The organism is Corallococcus sp. AB032C, from assembly GCF_003668935.1.
Lineage (GTDB): Bacteria > Myxococcota > Myxococcia > Myxococcales > Myxococcaceae > Corallococcus > Corallococcus exiguus.
Genome location: NZ_RAWP01000146.1, coordinates 1 through 20,154 on the forward strand (window position 1 = coordinate 1; position 20,154 = coordinate 20,154).

Consider the following 20,154-nt stretch of genomic DNA (forward strand, 5'->3'; position numbering starts at 1 on the left):
GGCTTGCGCGCTGCGCGCGCTCGCCCCTGATGTCCATCAAGCTGCGCGGCGCGCTGACGCGCGCCTCCAGCGATGGCCATCAACCAGCCGGCTCACCCGACCATCAACAAAGGTGCGCGGCAACACCCCAGGCCCGCGCCGTCGCTCGCCTTGCCAATCTGGCCGCTGTGACAGACCGAACACGTGACGCCGATCTGTCCGCTCCACGAGCCGTCGGGGTTGCGTGTCTGGGTCAGTGCCATCGGCAGCTGGCCGGAGCCACCGTTCGTGTGGTTCGGATTCTCGAACGGGAGAGGGTACGGATTGCGCTGTGGGCTGAGAGGGATGCCGTAGCGCTCGGCGACGAGGTTGTCGAAGTCGGAAGGGCGAAACGGCAGGCCCCACTTCAGCCACAGCGCATTGTACTGGGACGCCGACATCGACCAGAGACTCCAGGCGGAATGGCCGCTGAACTCCCAGCCGGCATCAGGACTTCCGTTTCCGCCGAGCAGCCGCCCTCCAGCCGCGCTGCTCGACCGCAGCTCGCCACACGTCAGCGGAGCCCGGTTCATGCACGCGTTCCACCCCACGTTGAAGACGACGTTCTTGTTCGACGTCGGCGTCACGAGTGACCGTGGGTCGGGCGGTAAGAGCGTCGCATCGGATTTGCCCGTACAGAAATCGAACCAGTAGTGCCCGCCACGTTTGCTGCCGAGCAGGTCCGATTGAGCTGCCGCGGGTGTGACGCCCGCGCTCACAAAACACATCGCGACGAGAACGCTTCGAGTCAGACGTGCCGCCATGACGTCCCTCCTCCTGACATCCTGTGGGTCGGTCGGATGGGGCCTCGGTCCGACCGGGTGGGCGCGTGCTCGAAGACGCCAGTTTCCGAATCGCACATTGCGTATGAGTTCACTTCACATTTGCTCCGGAAAGGGACATTTGTCGCGAAAGTGCCGTAGGCGACATTTGTTGCTTAATGGCCTCTAGTGAGGATGCCCTCGGCCAGCGCCAGGCTCCGCCTGGGTTGTCGAGAGAACCCTGGCGTGGAAGAACCCGCTCCGCCGACTTCGAGTCGCGACGAACGCAATGGAGTCAAGCGCCATGGCTGACGATGCGCGTCAATCCGCCCCCAACCCAGATTTCGTGGCGCGCAAGCCGCAGCAGCAGCGCGCCAAGGTCCGGGTCGATGCCGTGCTCCAAGCGGCGGAGGAACTGCTGCTCGAATCAGGGCTTTCGGCCTTCTCGATACCGACGCTGGCGGAACGTCTCGAGTACCCTCGATCGACGATCTACAAGTTCTTTCCGACCCCCCAAGCCCTGCTCAACGAGCTCGCGGAGCGCCAACTCGGGGCGCTGGAAGCGCACCTGACGCGCTATGCCCAAAACCTCGCGGGGGCCAAGGACTGGCAGGAACTGATCACGCGCATGGTTCATGCGGCGGCGGATTTCTACCGCACGCATCCGGCGGCGCAGGTCGTCCTGCTGACCGGGCCGGTCTCGGATGTGAGCTTTCGCGCGCTCGAATCCACGATCGCGCGCCTCGGCACGCTCGCGCGCAGCCTGCTCGCGACGCGCGGCATCAACATCCCGCGGGGGGCGCCGGACATCGCAGCGCTGGCGGTGGAGTTCGGCACCGCGAGCCTCCGTACGTCCTTCTACCTTCATGGCCGCATGACGAACGAATACACCCAGGCCGCGGCCGACGTGATGCAGTCATTCCTGGCAATGCGGCTGGGATTGCCGCTGCGCTGATTCAGGCCCCGGCGTCCAATGAGCGCGCAGAGGAGTGCCGCGTTCTCCATGACGGCCGTCAACACACCCACTCGCCCTTGGGGGCCGACGTCCTGGCGGCCATCCGCTACAGATGACCGCCCGCTTCGGTCTACTTCCGGGGCAGTCGAGGCCCGCCTCGCGGCGGTCACCCTCTCTCTGCGGTGGCGGAGGCGCGAACGCCCTCTTCATCACCGCGAGCCAGAATCCCTTGGGACTCAGGGGCTCAAGCACGAAGGCCCCGCGATGTTCGTCGCGAGGCCCGTGGAAAAGCAAAAAGGCCCTGCCGGGTTAGGGCAGGGCCTTCTTTTTGCTCCCCGAATGAAGCCCTGCGCGAACTCGTGCTTGGCGCTCTCTCCGGAGACTGCGACAGAAATCACGAGAAACATCCTGGGGTCAGGCGGAGTCGGGAAAATTCGGGGCCCGATTGAGTGGCCGCAAACTTCATCGATCGGGGCATTCGCCCTACTTGGACTGGCGCTCACCTCCGCCACCTCCTCGGATGCTCAAGCGGGCGGAGGACCGGAGCTCGAACCTTGAGGTTGCGCAGTGCGCTCGGTGTTTCCGCCTCCCCTTTGCCAGCACAGGAACTCGATGGCGTCACGAGCCGTTACCCACTGCCGGACTGGACTTGACGCAGCCATGACGCAGCGACCGGATTTAGGGTAGGCACAACCCGCTACCCGACAGCTGTTGTCAGGGGGCGGCGCTCGGCGGGACGTGGGCCTCCACCCAGCTCACGATGTCTCCGACGACCTTGGCCGCGTCGGGCTCGTGCGCGAGGTCGTGGCGCTGGCCCTCGTAGATGATGAGGCGCTTGTCGGTGCTCGTGGCCTGCGCGACCAGGGCGCGGCTGCCATCGATGGATGTGATGACGTCCTCGCCCCCGTGCACCACCAGCAGTGGGAGCTTCAGGTCCTGGAACTTCCCTTCGAGCGCTTCGATGGCGGCGATGAGCGCCTTGGCGGAGCGCGCGGGCAGCTTCTCGTGGGTGATGAGGGGATCCGTGAGGAACCGCTCCTTCTCCGGGCCGTCGTGCAGGAACATCTGGCTGTCCAGGTCTTGCGCGGGCAGGCCGGGGAGGATCGTGCCGAAGATCTTCGCCAGGCGCGTGTCGAAGCCGGACACTCCGGGAGGGAGCACGATGCCCGCGCCGCTCAGGATGAGCCCCGACACGCCGGGGGCGTGCTGGAGCACGTAGTGCGTGGCGATGAGTCCGCCCATGCTGTGGCCGAACACCACCACCGGCACGCCCGGGTGTCTCGCGCGGGCATCCTTGACGACGCCATCCACGTCATCCACCAACTGCTGCATCGACTCCATGCTCTGGCGGTCACCGCCGGAATGCCCGTGGCCCCGGTGGTCCTGCGCGACGACGGCGAAGCCCTGGGCCTGGAGCGCTTCCGCGAGCCGGCCGTAGCGGTCGGAGTAGTCCCGCAGGCCGTGGATGAGGACCACCACGCCGCGCACGGGCGGATGGGCGGGCTCCCACCGGATGCTGCTCAGGCACATGCCGTCGGAGGCGGTCCGCTCGAAGCCGGGGGGCGTGGCGGGACGCGTGCGGCACGCGGTGGAGGCCGCGCATCCCTGCAACAGGACGAGCGCGGCCAGGGCGGTGAAGAAGGGGACGACGGGGAAGGGCTTGTTCATGGGGCCCAATGCACCATGCGGTGTCCCGGCCCACATCGGCCAGATGGCGGATCACACGATGCCCGTGCGCGCGGCCACCAGCGAGGCGCCCGCGCGGGTGCTCACGCCCAGCTTTTCGTAGATGTGGATGGTGTGGTGCTGCACCGTGCGGTCCGACACCCCGAGTTTCCCGGCGATCTCCTTGTTCGTCGCTCCGCCAGCCAGCAGGCGCAGCACGTCCACCTCCCGGGGCGTCAGCACTGACGTAGGGCCGGGCTCGGGGGCTCGCCGGACGTCCTTCGTCCCGGCCACCACCGCGAAGCAGTCCGCGTCCAGCCGGCCCGCCTTCACCTCGGCCTCCAGGACCTGCTTCGCCAGGGCCACGGTCCGCGCGGGACGGTGGGGCCGCTCCTCCTGGAGCGCGACCCAGACGTCGGCCACCGCGAGCAGTCGCGCGGCCCGGGACAGGGCGGCGGGCGCGAGGCCCCGGGGATAGCCTCCGCCATCCAGTCGCTCGTGATGCGCGCCCGCGAGCTTCGCCGCGTCCCGCAGCATGGGCGTGGCGGTGAGCAGTTGCTCGGTGGCGTGGGCATGGGCCCGGGACGTCTCCCGGTCCGAGGAGGTCCATTCGGGTCGCAGCCACAGGCCGGTGGGCAGGGTCACGTGTCCCAGGTCGTGCAGATACGCCGCGAGTTGGAGCGTGGCCTGCTCCGCCGCGTCCAGGCCCAGGCGGGGCGCGGCGGATGCGCACGCTTCCGCCACGCGCCGTGAGTGTCCGCGGGTGAAGGGGCTCTGCAGGTCCGCGAAGTCCCCGAAGGTCGTTGCCAGCGCGGTGGCGTCGATGGTGGGCGGTGATTCGAGCAGGCACGCTTCCGCCGCCTCGATGCGCGCATCCGACAAGGTCTGGAGCGAGGCGATCGTGGCCAGGGCCCGCTTCGCCCACGCCGGGTCCAGCGTCGTCCCGGATTGCAGCGCCAGGGCCTCCTGCGCGACGGCCGTGCCCGAGCCGACGAAGAAGACGACGGCCACATGCGCCGCCTGCGCGACGCGCCCGACTTCATGCAGGTCCATGCCGCCCAGGAAGCGCGGCCCCCCCGAGCCGTCCCAGCGCTCGTAGGCCTCATCCAGCCCTTGGAGCACCCGCGTGTCCAGACCCAGGCCGGAGGCGAGCAGCCGCGCCGCGCCGCATGCCTCCGCGAACCATTCCGAACGCAGTCGACGCGACGACGTCAGCAGTCGCGCCAGTCCGACGGCGCGGCGGGGCAGGCTGGGGTTGGCATCCAGGACGGAGCGCACGACATGCTCGGGGCGGCCCGCGTCCCCGCGCAGCAGGTTGCGGCGCAGGTGGACGTCATTTCCCAGCCGCGACTCCTCGGCCGCGTAGGCGGTGCAGCCCAGGTGGCGCAGCAGGCCCACGTAGAAGGCGGCCCGGGCGTCGTCCCGGGACAGGCCGCCGTCCAGCGCCAGCTCCAGCGCGAACAGACCGGTCAGCAGGCTCTTCTCCCCCTCCAGTCCATTGGCGAGGTCGAGCACGGAGGACAGCGCGGAGAGCGAAGCCACCGGATCCTGGCGCAGGTTCATCACGGGAAGAGCTTGGCACGGAGCAAGTGTCCGGAGCACAGCCGTTGCTGACCCGGCGCGCATCGGCCAATTGGCGGATCTGCTCCATTACGGGGTCGGGGCGCCGCGTGACGCCGAATCCAGGCTGCGCGGCTCGCGCGGTGATTCAGCCCCGCGGCTGGGCGAGGCCTGACGCTCGCCTCCGCTACCTCCCCGAACCCTCGGAAGTTCTCGCGGGTAGCGGACAGCAGGAACCCGAACCTCCATGCAGCCCTGTGCCGTTGGCGCCCCTAGCCTATGCCTCGTCGGCACAGGAGCTCCCCCCCACGCGCACTCCGGCGACGCCGCGAGACGTTGGGCGACCGGCACCCCACGCGCCGCGCGGGCCACCGCATTCTCCTCGCAGTCGTCCCGCTCTTGGAGGAACGCCCATGCGCGCCGTGCTCCTGCTCTCCCTCATCCTTCCGCTGTCCATCGTCCGGGCCCAGGGACTCCAACTGGAGCCCTATGCCTTCCAGGCCCGCGACGGTCGCGGCGTTCAGGCCGAACTGGGCACCGTCACCGTGCCCCTGCGCCACGCCCACCCAGAGGGCCCGGGTCTGCCCCTGCGCTTCGTGCGCTTCAAGAGCACGAGCCCCTCGCCCGCGGCCCCCATCGTCTATCTGGCCGGTGGCCCGGGCGGCTCCGGTATCGAGGCCGCACGCGGCGTCCGCTTCGAGCTGTTCCTCGCCCTGCGCGAGGTGGCCGACGTCATCGCGCTGGACCAACGCGGCACCGGTCAGTCGGACCCCCATCCAGATCTGGAGCAGCGCTGGGCCATCCCGCTCGAGCAGCGCATGGACGAGGCGCTGCTCACCACCACGGTGAAGAAGGCCGCCGCCGAGGCGAGCCGGACCTGGGCCACGGCCGGCGTGGATCTGGGGGCCTACACCACGGAGGAGAACGCCGACGACCTGGAGGTGCTGCGCAAGGCGCTGGGCGCGCCGAAGCTCAACCTCTGGGGCATCAGCTACGGCACCCACCTGGGCCTCGCCTACCTGCGGCGCCACGGACAGCGGGTGGACCACGTCATCCTCGCCGGCATCGAGGGGCCGGATGACACCTGGAAGCGGCCTGCCCACGCGGAGGCCCTGCTCGAGCGCTGGGAGGCCGTCCTGCGCGCCGAGGGCGAGCGCGGGCCGGGCCTGAAAGCGCGGCTGGCGAAGCTGTTGAAGTCGCTGAAGCGCGAGCCCCGCACCGTTGCGTTCACAGACCCGGCGAAGGGTGAGCGCCACACCTGGCGGGTCAGCCACTTCGACCTTCAGCGCGCCACCTTCGAGTCCCTTCGAGACCCCGCCACCTTCCGGCGCTTCCTCACCCTGCTTCCGGCGCTGGAGGCAGGGGACCATGCGCCGATGGCGCCCTTCGCGCGCCAGCTGCGCGAAGGGTGGCTGGGGCCCATGTCGCTCGCCATGGACGCGGCCTCCGGCGTGAGCCCGGCGCGACACGCCCTCATCGAGAGGGAAGCGGCGAAGGCACTGCTCGGTGGCAGCGCCAACCCGGGAGCACTGCGGGCAGGGGATGTGCCCGGCGTGAGCGACCTGGGCGAGTCCTTCCGCGGTCCGCTGAAGTCCGCGGTGCCCGTGCTCCTCATCAGCGGCACCCTGGATGGGCGCACGAGCCCGGACAACGCGGAGGCCCTGCGCCCCGGACTCTCCCGGACCGCTCACCTGGTGCTGGTGGGCGCGGGACACGACGGCCTCTTCCAGTCGGACCCGCGCATCCTCGAGCGCATGAAGGCCTTCCTGAAGGGCGAAGCGCTCCGCGATGAGCGGCTGGAGGTCAAGGCGAAGCCCTGACGTCCAGCCGCTTGCGCAGCACTCCCAGCCGGCTGCGGCCCACCGGCAGTCGGGTGCCGTCCCGCAGTTCCACCGCGGTGCGCGAGCCCTCCGAGGCGACGAGCTCGCGGATGTCCGTCACGCGGACGAGATAGGAGCGGTGGACGCGGAGGAAGTCGGCGGGGAGCAGTTGCTCGAGCCGCTCCAGGCTCTTCTCGCTCAGCTCGGTGCCGCCTTCGCGCAGGACCAGCTCCGCGTAGTCTCCAGCGCCCTGGATGTACGCGACGGAGTCCAGTGGCACGAGGACCACGCCTCCGCCCTTTCTCACCGCGAGGGTGCGCAATGGAGTGGCCGCGCGGCTTCCCACGCGGGCGAGCGCGAGGGCGAGCCGCTCCGGCGTGTATGGCTTTGGCACGAAGTCCAGCACCCCCAGCTCGAAGGCGCGCAGCGCCTGGTCGGTGTTCGCGGAGACCACCACCGTCTGGAATGCGCCCGTGGCCGCCTCCGCGAGCAGCGCGAAGCCGTCCTCGCCCGAGAGGTTCAGGTCCAGCAGCAGCACGTCCACGTCGCGCCCGGCCAGCAGCGCGCGCGCCTCGTCCAGACTCGCGCACACGCGCGGGGGCGGGGCGCCCGGCCCCAGCTGCTGCTCGCACAGCCGGGCGAGGCGGCGCGCCGCCAGCGGCTCGTCCTCCACGATGAGCAGCCTCACGCCGGCACCTCCACCCGCGTCATCCACCCATCCTCCGTGGGCCCGTCCTCGAGCCGCCACGCACCGGGGAAGGCCTCCTCCAGGCGCGCGCGCAGGTAGCGCGAGCCGGTGCCCTCACCGCCCCCTTGGCGCGTGCCCGTGCCCGGGGGGGCGAGGAAGACGTAGCGCCGCCGCGGACGGGCGCCCTCGGCAACGAGGCTGCTCTGGAGCCGGAAGGTGTGGGGCGAGATGTAGCGGTTGTGGCTGAAGGCGTTCTCCAGCAGCGTGTGCAGCAGGGCAGGGGGGACGAGGGCCTCCAGGTCCACGCCATCGGTCTCGAGGTGGAAGGCCGTGCCCTGCCGGCAGCCCATGACGGCCAGGTGGGCGCGGCACAGCTCGAGCTCGCGGGCGAGCGGAATGGTGCGCTCACCCGAGACGGCAAGCAGGTGCCGGTACACCGAGCCCAGGGCCTCGATGAAGCGCACGGCTTGTGTGGGCTCCGTCTCCACCCACTCACTCAGCGCGCCCAGCGTGTTCATCAGGAAGTGCGGCTGCAGGCTGCGCTTGAGCAGCTCCAGTTGCAGGCGCTCCGCGGCGCGCGTCGCACTCTCAAACCGCTCCTGCTGACGGCGCTGCTGCCGGGCATGTACCGCCGTGAGGCAGAGCAATAGCCCTCCGAAGGCGAGGAAGAAGCCGCGCTCGGAGAAGCCCCAGGGTTCCAACAGGTAGAGCGTCCCGGCGAAACCGAGCCCCGCCAGCGCGCCCAGGGCCCCCCACGGTTCCCCCCTACGCCACGCGCGCACGGCGAGCGCCGTGGAGACGACGAGCGAGGCCCCGAGCGCGATGCTGTTCTTGCCATCGAAGCCCGGAACGAAGACGAGCGAGAGCAGTCCCAGTCCGAGTCCCATCCACCGCAGCCAGCGGCGTGGCTCGCCGAAGGCCGCGTGCACGGTCGCTGGCAGCAGCGCCGCCACCGCCAGCACGGCCGCCGCCTGCAGTCGCAGCCGCACTGCGTGCTGTGGGTAGGGATAGTTGGCGAGCCCGCGCCACGCCTCCAGCAGGACGAGCGCCGCGGCGGCGAGGCACAGCACGCCGAGCAGTAGCGTGGCGAGACCGCCGTGAGCGAGCCGCACGCGCGCGAGGTGGTAGAGCCCCATCAGCACCAGTGCGCCCAGCATGCAAAGGGCTGGCACCAGGCCGAGCATCCGCGCCCGAGCGAGGGACGCGGCCTCGCCCACCTGCAGGTGGTGGAGGGTGCCCACGGGCTGGAAGCCGAGCCGGTGCGCGGAGATGCGCATCGTCAGCACGTGAGGGCCCGGCGCGCTGGACTCGGGCGGAAGCGGGAGCAGGGCATCGACGCGTCCTGGTACCTCCTCCGAGGGCGTCCGCCCCACCCGTCCGTTGCGCCCCAGGTGCCTGCCGTCCCACCAGGCCTCCCATGACCCGAGCACTGACAGGGCGAGGGCAGGCGTCGGGGCTCCGGCTTCACGCGGGGGCACCTCCACCTGCGCGCGCAGCCAGAAGGGGCCGGTCCCCTCGTTCAACTCACTGCTCTCCACCGTGCGCCAGCCTCGCGCGTCCCCAGCAAGCGCTACTTCCGAGGGGACATCCTCCGTGTGCACCTGCACCTGTCCCTGGCGTGCGGAGGGCAGGGCGGCCGAGGCGGCGAGCGAGAGCGCGAGGCCTCCCGCGAAGAGGGCGGACGACGTCATGGGCCTCAGCATACGTAGCGCGGCGCCGCCCCACGCGCACTCCGGCGACGCCACGAGACGTTGGGCGAAGCGCACCCCACGCGCCGCGCGGGCCACCGCATCCTCTTCTCCGTACCCCCTTCGGAGGAACGCCCATGCGTGCCGTGCTCCTGCTCTCCCTCATCCTTCCGCTGTCCCTGGCCCAGGCCCAGGGGCTCCAGGTGCCGCCACCGCCGTTCGCCCAGGTCATCGAGCGCGAAGTGCCGGCCCTCATGAAAGAAGCCCATATCCAAGGCGCGGCCGTGGGGCTGATTGTCGGAGGCAAGCTGGTCTACGCCAAGGGCTTCGGCTTCGCGGACCACGCGGGCAAGGTGCCAGTGACGCCCGACACGGTGTTCGTCGCTGCCTCGCTGTCCAAGCCCATCGCCAGTTGGGTGACGATGCGCCTGGCCGAGCAGGGTCGCGTGCAGTTGGATGCGCCGGTGGCCGAGGTGCTGTCGCCGTGGCCGCTGGCGCAGAGCCCGTTCGACCATCGCCAGATAACAATCCGACGCCTGCTGTCGCATACCGCGGGCACGACCTTGGGTGGGTATCAGGGCTGGCTCGACTTCAAGGAGCTGCCGAGCCTGGAGGAGTCGCTGGCCGGAAAAACCAATGGACGCGGCGCGGTGGAACTGTTCGCGCCGGCCGGTGTGAAATTCCAATACTCCGGCGGCGGCTACACCCTGATGCAGTTGGCCATCGAGCGGACCACGCAGCGCAAGTATTCGGACCTGGCGCGCGAGCTGGTGTTCCGGCCGCTGGGCATGAAACACAGCAGCGTCGCCATGACGCCGGAGGTGCTGGCCGGCGCAGCGCAGGGACACGGTGACGATGGCAGGCCCGTGCCGGTGCGTTACTACGTCGAGCAGGCTCCTTCGACCCTGACCACCACTGTCCGCGACTTCGCCCGCTGGATGATTGCCGGCATGGAGAACACCGCCGGTGCGCATCCCCTGACCCAGGCGCAACTGGCCCAGATGTACACACCCGCGGAAATGAGCACGCCGCGCGCGCCCGATGAGGCGGTCTACGGCCTGGGCCACTTCATCGAACGCCTCGGCGACGGCAGCACCGCCGTCGGTCACGACGGACGCAACCAGGCCGGCTTCCGCGCCAATTTCTTGATGCGTCCGCGCTCTGGCGACGGCATCGTCTTCTTCAGCAACTCCCGCAGCGGGCTGGCTTTGGACCGCGTCGTCTGCCTGTGGGGCGCCGACGTGGCCAAGGTCGATGCGGTGACGACCTGCAAGAAATTTGGAGGCGGCGGGGCCGCGTCTCTCGAAGGACGTAAAGCTACTGAAAGAGATGGCTCCGAAGCTGGAGGAGCCACCGCCAGGAGTCGAGCAGGGGGCACCGCTCTGGCAGGAGAACGTCGCCTACCGCATTCGGAGGCTGAAGGAGATTCAGGCTGGCGACGCCGTCAAGGGCCCCCTGAAGTGGGAGGGCTACCAGGGGATGCGCGCCGGCGAGTAGGCCGGCGTTGCGCGGATGAGTAGCCCCAGGCTGGCCCCGAACTCACACGTCTCGCGGGCCGTGTAGGCCGGGCCGTTGTCGGTGAGCCTCTCAATGAGGCACCTGGAAGCAGCCCGTGCCAAGATGGACAGCGAGCATCTTGGCCACTGAAGCCTTCGTCGGAGATCCGATACGTCATCTCCGCCAGCAGTGGCACACGCCGACGCGGTACGGCCGTCCCGACGCGACGATGCGGACGCTGCCGCACAGGCAGCCGCCGGTGAAGCGCTCGGGTCCTTCCACGCTCATCCCGCTTTGCGACGGAAGTGGAGCGCCTGCACGCCGGACTTGAACCGCTGCGTCGAGAGGAGCTCGAGATGCCGCGCACTCGACAGGCCATGAAACAACGTCGGCCCGCGGCCACTGATGATGGGATGAACGACGATGCGGTACTCGTCGATGAGCCCCAACTCCTCGAGCGCAGTCGCGAGCTTGGGCGCTCCGACGAGGACACCCCGCTCGGTCTTCGCTTTCAGCGCCGAGATCGCCTCGCGAAGGTCACCCTCCACCTTGATCGTGTTCTGCCACGGAAAGTCGCTCCGCGAGCCCGACACGACGTACTTTGCCTTCGCCTCGAGCTTCTGTGCCCACTCGCGCATCGCGCGCGGCGCCTTTTCGTCGCGTGCCACCGCGGGCCAGGCGCCCTCCATCAGCTCGTAGGTGTTGCGCCCGAAGAGCATCGCCCCGCTTTGCTCCATGAGCTGCGTCCAATAGTCGTGCAGTTCGTCGTCCGCGATGCCCTGGGTGTGATCGATGCACCCGTCCAAAGTGACGTTGAGACCGAAGGTGAGGAGGTTCATGGCGTGGGATTCTACGAAAAGCGCGCCCAGCGCGCAGCAGCCCGAGCCATCGACGCAATGCCCCATCCCCGGTGGGTATCGGCGCGCAGAAACCAGACCCCATGCCCCTGGCTACGGGTGGCCCCATGCGGCTGGCTGGTGACACACGTTGAGCCGAGCACGCCGCGTGGTCCTGCACCCGTGTGGAATACGGCCTCTGTGGAGGTGAGGTCGGGTCAGGCGCCTGCGCGTCTTTCGGTGCGCCGCGCGCGAAGCACGCGGCGCACCGATTCTCCTACCGAGGCCGCGCTGAAATCAGGGCACACCGCCCCATCGTGGCATCGCGGACAGCTCCTCAGAGTCCGTTGGGGACCACGGTCACGGTGCCGGAGCCCCTGTTGGTCAGGATGAGATCGGCGTACCCATCCGCGTCCATGTCCGCGGTGGCGATGGCGTTGAGGCCAGGCGAGGCGCCGGTCGCGACGACAGTGCCCGAGGTGAAGCCTCCGTTGCCGTTGCCGGTCATCGGGCGGACGCCGCCCGAGGCCGCTGTCACGAGGATGTAGGCGTCGAGCTTGCCATCGCCGTTGAAGTCATCGGCCACGACGCCCAGCGCCGAGTTGGTGGCCGTAGTGGCCGCGGCGGTGGACTGAACGCCGCTCGCGAAGGTGCCGTTGCCGTTCCCTTTGAAGAAGAAGAGGTACCGGCCGGCAGCGCCGTTCGAGAGGATGTCGAGCGTGCCGTCGCCGTTGGCGTCACCGAAGGCGATGCCCGCCGTCTGGCCGCTTGCGGAGTTGCTGTAGGCGACGGGAGCGGCGAACGAGCCGTTGCCCTGGTTGATGAGGATCGACAAGCGTGCGCTGGCGGGGCTCGTCACCACAAGGTCGGAGAAGCCATCGCCGTTCAGGTCACGGCAGGCGATGGTCGACTGCGCGCCGCCGGTGTTCGGGATGCCGATGAACGTCGGCGCGCCGAAGTTGCCCGCGCCGCTGCCGAACAGCACGCTCACCTGGTTCTGGGTCACGCTTGTCGTGGCGATGTCAGCCACCCCGTCGTGATTGAAGTCCCCGGTGCAGAGGTGGACGGAGCCCGGGGTGCCAGTGGTGAAGCTCGTCGGCGTGCCGAAGGTCCCGGGCGCGCTCGGGCCCAGGTTCTTGTAGACGCTGATGTTTCCGTTGATGAGGGGCAGGTTGGTCTGGCCGTTGACGGTGACTGCGTCGAGCCACCCGTCGCCGTCCACGTCCACGGCCACGACCGCGTTGCTGGAGAGCGAGGCGCTCCCGTAGTTGACCTCCGACTGGACGCTGGCGTCGCCATTCCCCAGGAAAACAGAGAGCGAGCCAGAGGGAGTCTCGGTCGACGCGGATTCGGCGTTGGCCACCAGGATGTCGAGCTTGCCGTCGCCATTCACATCGGCGACCGCCGGGGCCAGCGGGCCGTGGTTCGCGGGGGAGCTGACCGGCGTGCCGGGGACCTGGCCGGTGGGGGCGGTCTGGCAGGTGGCGTTCGAGCAGATCTGACCCGTCGAGCACACGATGCCGCAGGCGCCGCAACTGTCGGCGTCGCTCTGGAGGTTCACCTCGCAGCCGTCGGACGAGTTCGCGTTGCAGTCCGCGAGGGTGCCGGAGCAAGACTGGCAGTTGTTCCCCTCGTAGGTGGGCGCGCACTCGCAGGTGTAGCTACCCACGCCGTCGATGCAGGTGCCACCGTTCAGGCAGGGGCTTGCGGCGCACTCGTCGATGTTGGTGCAGGTCACGCCGTCGCCCTCGTACCCCGCATTGCAGGCGCAGGTGAAGGAGCCCCCGATGTTGGTGCAGGTGGCGTCTTGGTTGCAGTTGTCGGTACCGGCGGCGCACTCGTCGATGTCGGTACACACTGTCGGCTGTCCCGTGCAGGTGTAGCCCGGCTCCACCTGGCAGACACTGTTACAGCCGTCTCCCGAGAGTTGATTGCCGTCGTCACAGGTTTCGGCTCCACCAATCACCCCGTCACCACAGAAGGGCCGGATGGACGTCTCCACCGCGTCCACCTGATAGATCCCGAGCAACGCGCCCCGCAGGCGCACGTAGCGATAGGGGTGGTTCCCGAGGTACCTCGCCACCGCGACATGGGGCCCCAGGCCCATGTGCAGCAGGCTGGAGCCGACGTGGGTCCCATCCGCCTTCAGGAAGTCCACCTGGGCCACCAGGAACACCGACAGGCCATGGTAATAGACGCGCAGGTCGCCGGTGCCCTCCTCGCCCTGCCCCAGGTCCAGCACCAGCGCCGAGGTGAGCAGGCCCGGTATCGTCGCCCTCTGCCCGTCCGGTGCGCCCAGCGCCCTGTTCGGGTGGAGCACCGCCGGCGTGGTGCCCGGCGCCACCGCGTCCGCATACAAGTCCCACGGCGGCGCGAGCTCCTGGCTCACCTGCGTCAACACCTCATTGCTTCCAGGCTCTGCCCCTTCGTCGAGGGGCTCCACACCGCAAGCGCCCAGTGACAAGGCCAGTGTCGCGCCCAGCCCCCACGACCACAGCACACCTTGACGGCTTCGCATCGAGTGTCTCCCCCAAGGAGCAGGATGGAGCCCGGAATGGACCATCCCCCCATGGAATGAAAGACACTATTCCTTTCTCCCTCCCGTTCGGCCCGCAGCATGCGAATGGCCAGCGTTCTCTGGCGACCAGTCGGAAAGCACTTGAGGGCCATGGACGCAGAATCCATGATATGCATTTGATCGCCTCCGCGAGTGCCAGTCATCATCTGTTCCCGCACGTCCGCGAAGTAGAAGGGGGCTGCTCGTGTGGCTGGAACTCTCGCGCCTGGGCTTGTCATGAACCGCCGCTACGCCTGGAGCCCGAGTCCTGGCGCTAGAAAATATACGGGGAATCCACATGTGCCCGTTCGCCTTGGCGCTCATGAATGCAGATGCAGTACCTCTCCTCCATTCGGCGGAGGCGCCTGGGCATGCCGCGAATTGATGAGGGTCCTCAATTTAAAACGACAAATGTCAGAGTGATGTGGTTGTCTCCTGCACCCCGGAATGCCTTCCGGAAAGGAGGCACCATGCTTCGAAGCACATTGAAGTCCGCGCTGGTTGCACTGTTCATCCCCAGCCTGCTGCTCACCGCCTGCGGTGAGGGACTGGAGTCGCGTCCCGCCCTGGACCCGGAGATGGCCCGAGTGCCGGCTGGCGCCCCGGTTCGCGAGGGCTACGCCTGGAACGTCGCGAGAGGGAAGCTGGTGCCAGTGAAGTACGCCGAGGTGGATGGACTGGCCATCCTCGATGGAGACATGGTTCTCGGCACGGTGGAGGAGATGGAGGCGCGCGTGCGCGAGGTGAAGGCCCGGGGAGGTCTCGACGCCCCGGGGGTCCATGCCCAGGGCGTGGCCATCACCGGAGCAAACTTCCGCTGGCCCAACTCCGAGGTGCCCTACACCATCGACGCGGCTGTGCCAAACCAGGCGCGAATCACGGACGCCATCAATCACTGGCAACAGCGTACGCACCTGCGCTTCGTGCAACGCACCGTGCTCAACGCGGCGCTGTACCCGAACTACGTCAATTTCCAGACGGGCACCGGGTGCAGTTCCAACGTGGGACGGATTGGTGGCAGGCAAGGGGTGTGGCTGGAGGCCGGGTGCAGCACGGGCAACGTCATCCATGAAATCGGACATGCCCTGGGTCTGTGGCACGAGCAGTCGCGCGAGGACCGCAATAACTACGTGCTCATCCGGCCCGAGAACATCACCGCGGGCTATGAGCAGAACTTCAGCCAGCAGATCGCCGACGGTGACGACATCCTCGCCTATGACTACGGCTCCATCATGCACTACCCGAGGACGGCGTTCTCGAGGAATGGGCTACCCACCATCGAGCCGCTGGGGGGGCAGGCCATCGGGCAGCGCGATTCGCTGAGCATCACGGACGCGGCAACCGTGGCGCGTCTCTACTCGAGAACCATCTCCCTGCGTGCCTTGCGCGGCCACTACGTGGTGGCCGAGGGCGGCGGCGGCGGCGCGGTGAACGCCAATCGTGGCGCCGTGGGTCCCTGGGAGAAGTTCCAACTGGTGGACCGCAACGGCTTCGAGCTGCAGACCGGCGACCTCATCCACCTGCAGACGGTCAACGGCAACTATGTCATGGCCGTGAACGGTGGCGGCTCGGGGGTGACAGCCACCCCCACGGCGCCTGGCAGCTATGAAACCTTCCGCATCTTGAAGATAGCCGGCACGGGCCTGCTCACCATCGGCACCGGAGACACCGTGGCCCTGTCGACGAACGATCTCCTCACCCCCCGCTACCTGTATGCCGATAACGGTGGCGACGGCGCGGTGTATGCCGCCGGCGCCGCCGTGGGGCAATGGGAGCAGTTCACCATCACCTTCTACTGAGGGACGGGGTAGGGCCGAGGAACTCCGGGCGAAAGCAGACGCGCGTCTGGGAGGGCGGGGTCGCGGGAAGTACCGTGGCCACGCCCAGGTCCTCGTAGACGAGGGCCGCTGCCGCCTTTGCCCATCCACTCCGTCCGCTCGGGGCGCTCATCGTCGCGAGCCAGGCGCCGCTGGCGCGTCAGCCACGCGTTGGTGCGCAGTACCACCCAGCGGCGCTTTTGCACGACGAAGCCCCGGTCCTCCTCGGAGCGCCGGACAATCTCCAGCTCCAATCCGGCCTCATTCGCGGCGTCCGCCACCACGGGCCCCTGGTAGCGCGCATCCGCCCAGACCTTGTTCAACGAGGGAAAGTCTTCGGAGGCACGCGGGAGCACCGCACCTGCCGCGGCATCCCGGTCCTGCACGTCGGCGGTTGTCACCCAGGCCATCAAACCAGTCCCAGCACATCCACGAGCAGGTGGCGCTTGCGGCCCTTCACCTGCTTGCCGGCGTCGTAGCCTCGGCTGTCGGCTTCCTCGGATGCCTTGACCGACTGGCTGTCCATGATTCCCGCCGTCAGCGCGAGCTCTCGCCCCTCCGACTGCCGTACCTTTCCGCGCAGCGCATCGTGCACCCGCTTCCAAGTGCCGTCCTTCTTCCACAGCCGGAAGTAGTGGTAAACGCTTTGCCAGTCGGGAATGTCGTGCGGCAAGTATTGCCACTGCACGCCTGTCCGCGTCACGTAGAGGATGGCATTCACCACCTCGCGGCGCGGGTGCACCTGCTCCTTGTGGCCTCCTCTCACTCAACAGGCTCTCACTCGTCGCGGAGTGAATCAGCACGAGGTGACCGCGAGGCATCTGTCCCCACGTGGACGAGCAAGCCAGTCGTCTCGGACACCAATGTCGAGACACGGGCGAAGGTGCTCCGGCGTCCCCCTTCCTTGAAGCGCCGAGGCCCGCGAGGTAGAGAACGACGCCTCATCTCCGCAGGGGGCGGGGATTCAGGGCAGGGACGCCTTCATGAACCCACGCGGCGCCGAGAAGGAATACCTCCAAGATGGCCTGCGCAGCGGACTCAAGCTCGACGCGCGCTTCGACGCCCTGACGCCCCACCTCCACGTGGCGTGGATCTCCTGGGACAGCGGCTTCCGCGGTTCGGGACTGCGCGTGGGCGACCGGGTCATCGCCATCGACGGTCAGCCCGTCGTCAAGCCACCCGACCTGGCCACCACGCAGCGCACCTTGCCCTTCATGCTCGGCCAGTACGCTGAGAACCAGACCTGGGACAAACAGGGGCGAAAGGAGGGTGACAAGGTCCAGGTGCGAATCGTTCGCCGGCGCGAGCCCGGCGAGGGCTGGGAGGAGCACGAGTTCAGCGGTGCCCTGCTCCATGAGCGCACCTGGAGCATCGCCGATACGACGCGGCAGATCATCGGACCGGGAGGACCCGAGCGCATGGGTCGCGACGGCTTCGACGAGGCCTGGATGTCATGGCTCGAGAAGCGCGTCTTCGACTGGGAGCGCCTGCTCGACAGCACCTTCGGCGCCTGGCGCACCTCGCGAGGGACGCGCGCGGAGCTCGCGAATCACCTCGGACACAAGGCCCGCGTCGACTCCCTCGTCGAGCATCATCCCGGCCCCTTCGCGACGGCGATGCGCGAGGACTGGGAGACGGTGCGTGCCTGTCTCGATGGAGACCTCGTCACGCTCCCGGCGGATGCCCTGGAGTTCCGCACCCGGGGCGAGGAGCAGGTGAAGGCCATCGGCCTCCAGGCCGCGGCGGCGTGGAAGGTCCTGCTGGAGGCGCGTGCAGGGGAGACGCTCGGCGCCTTCCCCGTCGTCGACCCCTTCCGGGGTGACCGCTCGGCGGTGACCGGCAAGCTGGTCTCACTGCCGACGCTGACGCAACGGGAGTGGCTGGTCGACATGGGCAAGGGCTACCTGGCCTGGAACCAGTCCGGCGCCTGGGTCTTCTGCCCCGCCAACACCCCGGCCATGAACAAGGTCTTCTCCGCCATGCAGCGCTACCAGAAGCGCGTTGCCCCGTCGGTGAGGCTCGACATCGCCGTGCTCGGCCGCATCCTTCCGGATCCCCGCCTGCTCGCGGGCTCGGGCCGCACCGCCGCCGGCCTGGAGGTGGAGCCCGTCGCCGCTCTGGTCGGCGGCGTGGTCTGCGTCGATGTCAGCGACCCGAGCGAGGGCGGACCGCGCTTCGCCGGAGAGGAGACGCTCAGCCAGGAGAGCTTCGGCGCTCCGGCCGACGACGCGAGCCCGCGCGAGGTCCTCACCGCGATGATTTCGGCCGTGAAGCGCGGTGACCAGGAGACCTGGAACGGCCTCTTCGCGGACTGGCGCGCCGTGCCAGACGCCGACCGGCCCATCTACTACCCGGTCTGGACCTGGAACGGCCGGGACAGCGAGTGGGTGCGCGCGCGGGGCCTCATCCTCGGCAAGGTGCTCGACGCGCGGGTGCGCTGGATTGGCGAGGTGCGGGTCGTCATCCGGGGCGACGAGGCCCCGGGCCTGCCGCGCGTCGAGGAGGTCGAGTTGGAGCTGGACCACGTCGGCCTCTTCGAGGGCCAGACCCGCACCTTCAACTCAGTCGACGTGCATCGGCGCTGGACGGTCCAACGCCGCAACGGTGGCCCCTGGCGCATCACCAGCGAGCAGAGCCTGTAAGGAGCACTCCATGGGCTGGTACTCAAGCCGCGTCTCTGAACTCAACGAACGGTTGAACCGCGCCTCGGAGGGCGCCCCCGACACGGTGAAGCGCGCTTTGAGCGACGCCATCGTGAAGGTTGGAAACGCGGCCGATCAAGCCCTCTCGGCCATGCTCGACGCCAGCGAGCGCACCAGCGCCGGCAATCTGGGGACGCAGCGCAAGTGGCAGGAGCGCTGCGCCACGGCTACGGCCGACATCAGCCGCGCCTTTGGCGATGCCGCCAAGGACAACATGCTCTCGCCGGCCCTCCAGCTCTTCTGGTACCAGGCGCTGGAGCACGAGATGGCCTTCTTCGACTCCCTGGCCAGGGTGCAGACGCCCCAGCTCCACGACGACCTGCTCGTCCACCAGGACCTGCTCAACAAGATGCTGGGTGAGCTGTGGGACAAGTGGACCTTCCTGCTGTCCAAGGACGTCATCTTCGAGAACGACCAGCGTCAGGTGGTGCAGCAGGTCTCACGGATGGCGCAGTCCATCGTCGACGAGCTCGCCCCAGGCGTGCTCAAGCGCACCAGCGAGGGCGTCTCGCGCGCCACCGCGAAGTCGCTCGACGTGGCCCTCAAGCTCGATGACAAGCTCCTGGGCGGCAAGGGCGTGGACTTGGCCAAGCTCGTCGCCTCGCTGTTCGATGTCGACATCCCCGACGAAATCGACCGCAACCTGCTGGACGCCGTGCAGGGTGGCTCCGAAGTCTACCAGGTGCAGCAGGGCCACTACCGCAACCTGGTGTCGGCCTACCAAAGCCTGGTGCAGGCGGAGAAGGGCAGCGTCCTGCTGCTCTTCAACGCGACGCGGGCGGAGGTCGACACGTACCGTGACAAGAACGACCTGGGGAAGGCCAAGGTCATGCTCGACCAGGCCAAGGGCTCCCTCTCCGACTGGGCCTCACGCGTGCCCAGCTCGGCCCAGCGAAGCGAGGCCTCCAGCTTCAAGGACAAGGTGTGCTCGGCCATCGACACCGACTGGCGGCTCACCGAGGAGCTCGACAACAAGTTCCGCGACAAGTTCAAGGGCATCTTCGTCCAGTCCCTGGGCAGCGAGACCCTCGAGCAGCTCGCGGAGTCCTACCTCTTCCGTCAGCACATCGAGGAAATCACTCGCAAGGACGCCGCCGGCAAGCTCAAGGCCCTGCCGGGCAACCTCCAGAGCGAGGTCGACAGCGCGCTCGAGCGGGGCCTGCGCCCCCTCGACGACCTGGTCAACCGCGTCCCGGAAGAGGTGCGCGAGCTGGCCCGCATGAAGAACCAGCGGTTCAAGGAGCACGTGCGCGCCAGGCTCAAGGACCGCATCCAGGCCCTGCTGCCGGCCATCGTCGAGCTGGCCGCCCTCTGGGACCCGAACAACCTCTCGAAAGACTTCAGCCGCGAGGAGCTGGAGAAGGCCCTCCGCTGAGATGGGACGGCGCGACTCAGGGCCGCGCGTAACCTTGGAGCATGCCTGTAGCCACACGCAGGCAGAGAGATGTTGAGGCGTCCGAACCCTGAAGGATCCCCTCATCTAGCGAGTTGATCAGCATACGCTCGCTCGGCGGCTGCGTGCGAAGGCGCTGGTATCCGCGCAAAGAGGCAGCCACCATGAAACGCAAGGTGGCCATCGACGCAGAGCAG

15 protein-coding genes and 2 pseudogenes are annotated in these 20,154 nt (G+C 68.5%); 7 read left to right on the plus strand and 10 right to left on the minus strand.

The genetic code is table 11. From position 1 onward, the window contains the following. Positions 1–92: 92 nt before the first annotated feature. Positions 93–782 (minus strand): hypothetical protein, encoded by a 690-nt coding sequence (locus D7X99_RS37825; protein WP_147476383.1) that lies wholly within the window; start codon positions 780–782, stop codon positions 93–95. A 301-nt stretch (positions 783–1,083) separates the two neighbouring features. Between D7X99_RS37825 and D7X99_RS37830 the strand changes: the two genes are divergently transcribed. After that, positions 1,084–1,734, plus strand: coding sequence for a TetR/AcrR family transcriptional regulator (locus D7X99_RS37830; protein ID WP_158627134.1), 651 nt, complete (start codon positions 1,084–1,086; stop codon positions 1,732–1,734). Between the two features lie 714 nt (positions 1,735–2,448). Here the strand turns inward: D7X99_RS37830 and D7X99_RS37835 are convergent. Together D7X99_RS37835 and D7X99_RS37840 are read right to left on the minus strand one after the other, a co-directional pair. Further along, positions 2,449–3,402, minus strand: a complete 954-nt coding sequence (locus tag D7X99_RS37835; RefSeq protein ID WP_158627135.1) for an alpha/beta hydrolase — start codon at positions 3,400–3,402, stop codon at positions 2,449–2,451. Positions 3,403–3,453: 51 nt separating this feature from the next. After that, complete coding sequence (locus tag D7X99_RS37840) at positions 3,454–4,962, minus strand: HD domain-containing phosphohydrolase (protein WP_121781997.1); 1,509 nt, start codon at positions 4,960–4,962, stop codon at positions 3,454–3,456. 410 nt (positions 4,963–5,372) lie between these two features. On the opposite strand from D7X99_RS37840, the gene D7X99_RS37845 reads away from it, so the two are divergent. Beyond that, positions 5,373–6,779 carry an alpha/beta fold hydrolase gene (locus D7X99_RS37845; protein WP_121781998.1) on the plus strand — a complete coding sequence of 469 codons (1,407 nt, stop codon included), beginning with the start codon at positions 5,373–5,375 and terminating at the stop codon, positions 6,777–6,779. On the opposite strand, the gene D7X99_RS37850 is transcribed toward D7X99_RS37845, so the two are convergent. Together D7X99_RS37850 and D7X99_RS37855 are read right to left on the minus strand one after the other, a co-directional pair. Next, entirely contained in the window at positions 6,763–7,467 is a 705-nt protein-coding gene (locus tag D7X99_RS37850) for a LytTR family DNA-binding domain-containing protein (RefSeq protein WP_121782004.1), read from the minus strand. The genes D7X99_RS37845 and D7X99_RS37850 overlap by 17 nt on opposite strands. Next, complete coding sequence (locus D7X99_RS37855; RefSeq protein WP_158627136.1) at positions 7,464–9,158, minus strand: histidine kinase; 1,695 nt, start codon at positions 9,156–9,158, stop codon at positions 7,464–7,466. Before D7X99_RS37855 ends, D7X99_RS37850 begins: the two co-directional genes overlap by 4 nt. Positions 9,159–9,292: 134 nt before the next feature. Here D7X99_RS37855 and D7X99_RS37860 point away from each other — a divergent pair. Both D7X99_RS37860 and D7X99_RS44060 read left to right on the plus strand, forming a co-directional pair. Then, positions 9,293–10,345 (plus strand): annotated as a pseudogene (locus tag D7X99_RS37860) (serine hydrolase domain-containing protein); the annotation flags it as partial. An 88-nt stretch (positions 10,346–10,433) separates the two neighbouring features. Next, positions 10,434–10,643 (plus strand): annotated as a pseudogene (locus tag D7X99_RS44060) (hypothetical protein); the annotation flags it as partial. Positions 10,644–10,936: 293 nt separating this feature from the next. On the opposite strand, the gene D7X99_RS37870 reads toward D7X99_RS44060, so the two are convergent. Together D7X99_RS37870 and D7X99_RS37875 are read right to left on the minus strand one after the other, a co-directional pair. Continuing rightward, on the minus strand, positions 10,937–11,491 hold the full coding sequence (locus D7X99_RS37870; RefSeq protein WP_121782005.1) for a dihydrofolate reductase family protein: 555 nt from the start codon (positions 11,489–11,491) through the stop codon (positions 10,937–10,939). Between the two features lie 334 nt (positions 11,492–11,825). After that, a complete protein-coding gene (locus D7X99_RS37875; protein ID WP_158627137.1) occupies positions 11,826–14,006 on the minus strand; it encodes an FG-GAP-like repeat-containing protein in 2,181 nt (726 codons plus the stop codon). A gap of 509 nt (positions 14,007–14,515) precedes the next feature. On the opposite strand from D7X99_RS37875, the gene D7X99_RS37880 reads away from it, so the two are divergent. Beyond that, entirely contained in the window at positions 14,516–15,844 is a 1,329-nt protein-coding gene (locus tag D7X99_RS37880) for a M12 family metallopeptidase (RefSeq protein ID WP_169831149.1), read from the plus strand. Here D7X99_RS37880 and D7X99_RS42540 read toward each other — a convergent pair. Both D7X99_RS42540 and D7X99_RS37885 read right to left on the minus strand, forming a co-directional pair. Continuing rightward, positions 15,838–16,263: a hypothetical protein gene (locus tag D7X99_RS42540; RefSeq protein ID WP_147476385.1), complete on the minus strand. Its 426-nt coding sequence runs from the start codon at positions 16,261–16,263 to the stop codon at positions 15,838–15,840. The genes D7X99_RS37880 and D7X99_RS42540 overlap by 7 nt on opposite strands. Positions 16,264–16,271: 8 nt before the next feature. Beyond that, positions 16,272–16,604, minus strand: coding sequence for a transposase (locus D7X99_RS37885; RefSeq protein ID WP_158627138.1), 333 nt, complete (start codon positions 16,602–16,604; stop codon positions 16,272–16,274). 241 nt (positions 16,605–16,845) lie between these two features. On the opposite strand from D7X99_RS37885, the gene D7X99_RS37890 reads away from it, so the two are divergent. Together D7X99_RS37890 and D7X99_RS37895 are read left to right on the plus strand one after the other, a co-directional pair. After that, positions 16,846–18,504 carry a hypothetical protein gene (locus D7X99_RS37890; protein WP_121782002.1) on the plus strand — a complete coding sequence of 553 codons (1,659 nt, stop codon included), beginning with the start codon at positions 16,846–16,848 and terminating at the stop codon, positions 18,502–18,504. Positions 18,505–18,514: 10 nt separating this feature from the next. Further along, positions 18,515–19,939, plus strand: coding sequence for a hypothetical protein (locus tag D7X99_RS37895; RefSeq protein ID WP_121782003.1), 1,425 nt, complete (start codon positions 18,515–18,517; stop codon positions 19,937–19,939). Positions 19,940–19,955: 16 nt separating this feature from the next. Here D7X99_RS37895 and D7X99_RS44065 read toward each other — a convergent pair. Next, positions 19,956–20,154 (minus strand): hypothetical protein (locus D7X99_RS44065; RefSeq protein ID WP_216672036.1); only part of this gene is annotated, 199 nt, incomplete at its 5' end.

Bases quoted from the DNA above. Each gene is read 5' to 3' on its own strand.
- D7X99_RS37825 (WP_147476383.1), bottom strand. From the start codon at position 782: ATGGCGGCACGTCTGACTCGAAGCGTTCTCGTCGCGATGTGTTTTGTG.
- D7X99_RS37830 (WP_158627134.1), top strand. From the start codon at position 1,084: ATGGCTGACGATGCGCGTCAATCCGCCCCCAACCCAGATTTCGTGGCG.
- D7X99_RS37835 (WP_158627135.1), bottom strand. From the start codon at position 3,402: ATGAACAAGCCCTTCCCCGTCGTCCCCTTCTTCACCGCCCTGGCCGCG.
- D7X99_RS37840 (WP_121781997.1), bottom strand. From the start codon at position 4,962: ATGAACCTGCGCCAGGATCCGGTGGCTTCGCTCTCCGCGCTGTCCTCC.
- D7X99_RS37845 (WP_121781998.1), top strand. From the start codon at position 5,373: ATGCGCGCCGTGCTCCTGCTCTCCCTCATCCTTCCGCTGTCCATCGTC.
- D7X99_RS37855 (WP_158627136.1), bottom strand. From the start codon at position 9,158: ATGACGTCGTCCGCCCTCTTCGCGGGAGGCCTCGCGCTCTCGCTCGCC.
- D7X99_RS37870 (WP_121782005.1), bottom strand. From the start codon at position 11,491: ATGAACCTCCTCACCTTCGGTCTCAACGTCACTTTGGACGGGTGCATC.
- D7X99_RS37875 (WP_158627137.1), bottom strand. From the start codon at position 14,006: ATGCGAAGCCGTCAAGGTGTGCTGTGGTCGTGGGGGCTGGGCGCGACA.
- D7X99_RS37880 (WP_169831149.1), top strand. From the start codon at position 14,516: ATGCTTCGAAGCACATTGAAGTCCGCGCTGGTTGCACTGTTCATCCCC.
- D7X99_RS37890 (WP_121782002.1), top strand. From the start codon at position 16,846: ATGAACCCACGCGGCGCCGAGAAGGAATACCTCCAAGATGGCCTGCGC.
- D7X99_RS37895 (WP_121782003.1), top strand. From the start codon at position 18,515: ATGGGCTGGTACTCAAGCCGCGTCTCTGAACTCAACGAACGGTTGAAC.